The 791-nt window shown below is 51.6% G+C and carries 1 protein-coding gene; it reads left to right on the top strand.

Annotated elements, in window-relative coordinates:
* Positions 1-791, top strand: a 791-nt coding sequence (locus EAE91_RS23575) for an ABC transporter transmembrane domain-containing protein (protein WP_244869029.1), incomplete at both ends; no start/stop codon positions are given.

Genomic DNA, 791 nt, shown 5'->3' with positions numbered 1-791 from the left:
GCGTTGGACAGGGCAACTGGTGCTTGTGCGTTCCAGTAACGGTCTGCCCGGAGAGACTTCACGCTTTGACTTCACTTGGTTTATCCCGGCTATCGTCAAATACCGCAAGTTGTTGGGCGAAGTTTTGTTGGGATCTTTTGCCTTGCAGTTGTTTGCCTTGGTGACCCCGTTGTTCTTTCAGGTGGTCATGGACAAAGTACTGGTGCATCACGGCCTAACCACACTGGATGTTGTCGCGGCGGGATTGCTGGGCATCATGTTGTTCGAGTCGGCTCTGAGTGGCCTGCGTAGCTACGTGTTTGCCCATACGACCAGCCGTATTGATGTGCAGTTGGGATCGAATCTGTTTCGGCACTTGATTAATCTGCCGCTGGCTTACTTCCAGGCAAGGAGAGTCGGTGATTCTGTGGCTCGTGTACGCGAACTGGAAAACATCCGCAGCTTCCTCACCGGCAATGCCATTACCCTGATGCTTGACGTGCTTTTTTCTCTGGTATTCATCCTTGTGATGTTCTATTACAGCGGCTGGTTGACCCTTGTTGTGGTGTTATCATTGCCGCTCTATGCACTCGTCTCCGGGTTGGTTACACCTCTCTTGCGTAAGCGATTACAGGATAGCTTCACACGCAACGCTGAGAATCAGGCATTCCTTGTCGAAACGGTCAATGGCATCGATACCCTAAAGTCAATGGCGGTTGAACCGCAGGCCATCCGCAAGTGGGACAACCAACTGGCGGCTTATGTTGCCGCAGGTTTCAAAACACAGACCTTATCCACTATCGCCAATGAAA

Source organism: Photorhabdus noenieputensis, from assembly GCF_018448935.1.
Lineage (GTDB): Bacteria > Pseudomonadota > Gammaproteobacteria > Enterobacterales > Enterobacteriaceae > Photorhabdus > Photorhabdus noenieputensis.
This window is presented reverse-complemented; position numbering and strand designations above follow the sequence as displayed.